The organism is Streptomyces sp. NPDC047315 (assembly GCF_040643215.1).
Lineage (GTDB): Bacteria > Actinomycetota > Actinomycetes > Streptomycetales > Streptomycetaceae > Streptomyces.
On the sequence record NZ_JBEYTZ010000085.1, the window covers coordinates 1 to 5357 of the forward strand.

Here is a 5357-nt window from a genome sequence, read left to right on the forward strand (position 1 = left end):
ATCGCCGAGACGGCCACGTGCTCGCCGGCTACCGCCAAGTCGAAGGGGAACATCGCCCCGTAGCCGGCGCTGTCGATCCAGCGGGGCCCGCTGTCCGTTTGCACCTCCAGAGCCGTCTGCGTCTCCGAGGCGGGCGCGCTGAGGGATGAGCCCTCTGTGTCCGGCCGCCCCAACACCGGGTCCTCGGCAACCCCCACCGCCCAGGGCCCGCCAGGGGCGCACATGAAGTCGACGACCCATTCGAACTCGTGGAACTGCTCGCTCCAGCCCAGGACCATCAGATCCAGCGGCCCCGGCGGCAGATGGTCCGGCAGGTTGGTGATGCGGATGATGTCGCCCTCCCGCAGCATGCACACGGCGGGCGCCAGCTCCGGGAACCGGTGGAGCAGCAGGCGCAGCCGCGGGTACCGGTACTCGTCCCACGTGGACTGGGCCAGCCGCCACGCGGCTATCTGCTCCAACTGCCCGTCGTGGAACAGGGAGAGGCTGACGGCCTCCTCATACAGGCCGATCCCCGCCGGCGGGGCCGCGGTGGACAGCGGCCCCGTGTCCTGTTCGACGGTGGCTGATGAACCGCCTGTCCGTGACACGGTGATCGAGTTGCGGACGGTGTCTTCCTCGACAGGTTCGAACGGCTGAGTCACCTGGGCGTAGTCGATCGTTAGCGCCGGGGTCTGGTTGTACAGGCTCACCCGCGGCCGGTACGACAGCGCGAGCGCCGTCGCCTGCTCCAGCAGCAGGCCACCGTCCGCGGCCTCCGCCTCCTCCAGCAGGGCTAGGAACTGCGCCGGGCGCTGCGGCCCCATAGGCACCGTGTCCCCGCTGTCCACCGTCTGCGGCACACCCTCCTCAGCGCACAGGCGGGTGATGCGCCCTGATGCCGCCTCGCCCTGGAACCCGTCGTCTGCGAACTCGTACGTCAGGGTGTCATCAGAGTCCAGGACGCCGAGGTGGCCGATGCTGAACCCCTCCGCTGTGGCTCCGAAGCGGGTGCGCACCGAGGCAACCACCCCAGCGGTCGCCGTCAGGTCGGCGCCAAGGAAGTAGCCGTTCCCGAACACAGACATGTAGCCCAGCTGGTAGGTCACCTGGCCCGGCGCGGGGCCCGGCTTCGCGATCATCTCCAGCCGAAGCCAGCCGTCGAAGAACTCGTCCAGAGGCGAGAACGGGACATTCACGATGACGTCGCCGGCCGCGTTGACGCCCGTCAGGCGCATCGCGTTGGGAGGCTCCAGCACGACCGTGACCCGCCGGACCGTGCCGGTCGTCGTGAACTCCAGGAGCTGCGTCGGCGAGGCACCGGCCGAGGGCGTGGGGATGTAGGCCACGTAGGTCACCATCCACTTACCCGTCGCCGGGTGAGTCGGGACGGCACCCGTCATGGTGGCGCTGCTGCTGAGCCGGGGCAGCGGGGATGAGCCGACGAGACTGCTGTCGGCGGCGAAGTCCAGGCCGAGCACAGCGAGAGGACTGACGCCGGGGAGCGGGCTGTACGCCTGGGTGGCGTCGCGGTCGTCCTCCATCGGCCAGTAAGCGCGCACCGACGACCCCGAAGGGATACGCCGGCGCAGCGTGGACTCCAGCTCGCCGCGGCCGGCCTCCAGTCGGCGCATGATGCCGGCGGCGGTGATCGGCACCGTGATGTTGTTGCCGGACCGGTGCCAGCGGGGCTCCCACTTCGGCACCTCGGCCACGGCGCGGGCGCGGCGGCCCGTGACCGTGCTGCCCGCCTCCACCGTCCAGGGTCGGCCGGCGCTGTCAGTGAAGCTGGTCGCCCCCTCGGCCTGCGCGCTGAAGTCGAGCGCCGCTGCGACCGTGGCGCCGGCCCGGAGTTCGAAGGCGTGGACCATGCCGGCCGCGGACGGGAAGCCGAGGTCGGCCCAGCCGTCGCCCACGCGGACGGGTGAGGTGCTGGCGAAGACGGACGTCGTCCCGGCCGTTACGACGGGCGCCCCGAGCGGCGTCCACGGCCCGGCGATGCTTGGCGCCGTGTAGAAGGTGACGGTGCTCCCGGCCGCCCCGTTGTCGACGTCGAGCGCCGCCCGGATCGCGAGGCGCCGGGACAGGGGGACGGGCAGGTCGACGGTGGACGTCGCGCCGAGCGTGGACGTGCCGGCAGTCGACCACTCGAACCGCACCCGCCGGTCACGCATCAGCAGGAGCCACGATCTCTGATTGGTGAACTGCGAGCCCTTGCCAGCCACTTCCACCGTGCCGGCGGTCGACCAGTTGTCCAGGGTCGCTTCGAACCGGACGTCGGTGTCGCCCACGATGTCGAGGGGCGGTGAGTCCGGGGTGGATGCGCCTCCGCCGGAGCCCATGACGAGGGCCCGCTGCCCCGAGTCGACCGTGAGCCGTAGCGGGGTGTTCCGTCCGAGCTTCCCGTAGTACGGCGAGCGGGGGTTGCGGTTGTCGTACAGCCCGGACGGGCTGTCCAGCACCATCGCGACCTCGGCTGCGTCCGCCGTGGACCCGCGCGACCGCCGGCCGCGAGCGTGGGTGATGCCCGGCTCATGCCGCACCACGGCCGGGGTCCACACGCCGTCGATCTGGAGTTCCACGCGCGCGTCAGGGATCGCCACCAGTTCCTCCTCTCATCGCCGCCCGAAGGCGCGTTGCACGTCCCCGCCGCCGAGGACAGTGACCTGCTGCCTGATCTGGTCAGTGAGGAAGTCCCCGTACCGCGACCCGTCGCTGCGGACTTCGAGGACGATGCGCTGCTGGGGAGCGGCGCCCGCCGCCGAGCCGGCGCCGGCCATAGCCAGCCCCGGCATACCCGCACCGGGCAGCGCGAGGCCCGCGCCGAGGGCCTGTTGCGCGGCGGCGAGCATGCCGCCCGCCGCGTGAGCGACGTTGGTCTGCTCACCGGTGATACCCGCGGCGAGCGCCTGGCCGATCGACTGCCCGCTGTAGAGGGTCCAGCCCTTGCCGGAGAAAGGCCCGATCTTCGCGGGGCTGAAGGGGAAGAAGTCGCGGGCTTTGCTGACCAGGCCGGATACCGCGTTGGCGATGTCGCCCGCGCGGGACACGATGCCGTTGATGAAGCCCTGCACGAGCGACCGACCGGAGGCGTAGAGGGTCGCGCCGATGTTGCCCAGCGCCCGACCCGCGCGCCCCGGAAGTCCGCGGACCCACTCAACCGCCCGGTTCACCCCGTCCCGGACGGCGCCGATCATCTGCGTGGCGGCGGTGCGCGCCGGGCCAGCGACCGAGGCGACGAGACCGCCGAGGGCGCTGAGCGCCTTGCCGGGAAGGCTGGCGAACCACCAGACGATGGCATTGACCAGGTCGGGGATGATGCTGTTCCCGACGAGGAGGTTGTACAGCCATCGGAAGCCGGCGGCGATGCCCTCCGTCAACCAGGTCACCGCGTCCAGAGCCGGCTGCATCGCCGTCCGCAGACCGCCGAGGACCGCCAGAATGCCGGCGATCGCCGGGACCACGACGTTCGTGATGACGCCCGTCGCGAGCCGAAGCCACAGCGTCGCGAGCTGCACGAGCGGCGGCAGGAGCGGCAGGATCGCCGGCAGCAGCGCGCCGACGAGTTGCACGCTCAGTAGGCTGATTTGCGGCAAAAGCGGAGCGAGGGCGGACAGGATCTGGCCTACGGATTGGGCCAGTTGTAGGAAGAGTGGGGTGAGCTGGGGGATCACCGGCATGATCAGCTGGAGGGTGCTGAGGAACTGCGCGGCGCCCTGCTCCACCAGCTGTACGAGGATGTCGGTCAGGCCGGTGATGATCGGTTGGAGGCCGCCGTTGCCGAGCAGGTTGGCGACCTGCTGCACGACGGGAGCCAGGCCCCGGAAGATGTCGCTCGCGGAACTGAGGAGCGGCGTCAAAGCAGGCAGGAGCGCAGCGACGAGCTGCCCGACCACGGGTAGCAGGGGTGAAGCGGCGACTACGAGCGAGCCGACCGCCGTAGCGGCAGCCTGGAGTACGGGGCCGAGTGCATCGATGGCCGGGCGCAAGGCGTCCCCGAGGGCCTTGATCAGTACCTGTGCCGGAGGGCCGAGGGCGGCGAATACGGGCCCGAGCGCACTGAGGGCGGACGCGAGCAGCGGCGCAGCGGTGCGCGCCAGGGTCGCCACGGTCTCGAAGATCGCCCGCAACCCGGCCTGCACACCGGGCGAAGCGAAGGCCGCGGCGAGACCACCAGTGATCTGCTGGAGGACGCCGACGAATCCGCCACCGGACGCCGACGCGGCGCTGAAGACCGAGCCGAAGATCGCGCCGACGTTCCCCGCGACGTCCACGAGGTCACCGATGACGACGATCGCCTGTTCAATCGCCCGCTGCATACCGCCCGACGCGAACGCGGCGCTCATCTTCTCCGACAGGGCAGTGAACGCGTCGCCGGCCCAGCCCGTGAGGTGCGAGAACGCCGGGGCGGCTGCGGCACCGATCTGCACCAGCCCGGTGACGACCTGCCCGGGTATCGACGCCAGGTTCGCGAGGCCCGCGTTCGCGCCCTGGATCGCCTGACCGAGGGTGCCGGACCGGCCGAGCCCCACAGCCGCAGTGCCGATCCCCTTGGCCATCAGGTTGAGGGCGCCGGCCGAGTTCGTCAGCCCAGTCTTGAGGATGGGCAGCGTGTGCTTGCCCATGGCCTTCAGCGTGTCGTCCAGGCCCTTGAACAGACGGTCTTGGACCGCCTGCTGCAGCGACTTGAACGCCGGCTGCATGGTGCGGATCTGCCCGACGAACGCGCGCGCGTTGGGTGAGAGCTTCTTGAGGGCTGCGGCGTACGCCTCCGGGTCGCTGGGGTCCATCGCGGCCGAGACGGCGTCGCCGACTCCCTGCATGCCGATCTTCAGCGCCTTGGATGCCAGCTGCACCGCGATCAGGCCCGTCACAGCGACTGCTGCCGCCGGAGCGATGTTGCCCACCGTCGCGGCGAGCCCAGCGGCCACCGGGACCGCAGCCCCGAGCCGGCCCGCCATTGCGCCGATCGACATGGCCACGGCGCCGATCGCCGGACCGGCGGCGGCGAGGCGGCTGAAGTCCAGGGCGCCGACGCGCTCGGCGACGCGGTTGACCATGCCCGATAGGGCGCCGCCGAGCCGGCCGGCCTCTGCCCGCAGGCGCGCGAACCTGCTCCGGAGGGTGCGGGACTGGGCGTCCGCAACGCTGCTGTACACCGTGACGATGCGCGTCCCCGCGGCCTCGGCGTCAGTGAAGCCGTCGGCCAAGGCGCGGCCCATGACGTCGCTCTCCTGGACGAAACGGCCCCGGATGTCCCGGAGTCGGCCGTTCACGTCCAGCCGGAAGCCCTCCATGCGGAGCTGCGACCTGGCAATGCCGCGCTCGAAGTCCGAGCCGTCCGCGCGGATGTAGCCGACGAGGTCGCCGATCGTCAT

At 71.2% G+C, this 5357-nt stretch carries 2 protein-coding genes; both read right to left on the bottom strand.

Annotation, left to right across the window (positions count from 1 at the left end):
• Positions 1 to 2582, bottom strand: a 2582-nt coding sequence (locus ABZ842_RS38475; RefSeq protein ID WP_361548446.1) for a hypothetical protein, incomplete at its 3' end; no start/stop codon positions are given.
• Between the two features lie 12 nt (positions 2583 to 2594).
• Entirely contained in the window at positions 2595 to 5189 is a 2595-nt protein-coding gene (locus ABZ842_RS38480; RefSeq protein WP_361548449.1) for a hypothetical protein, read from the bottom strand.
• Between the last annotated feature and the right edge of the window lie 168 nt (positions 5190 to 5357).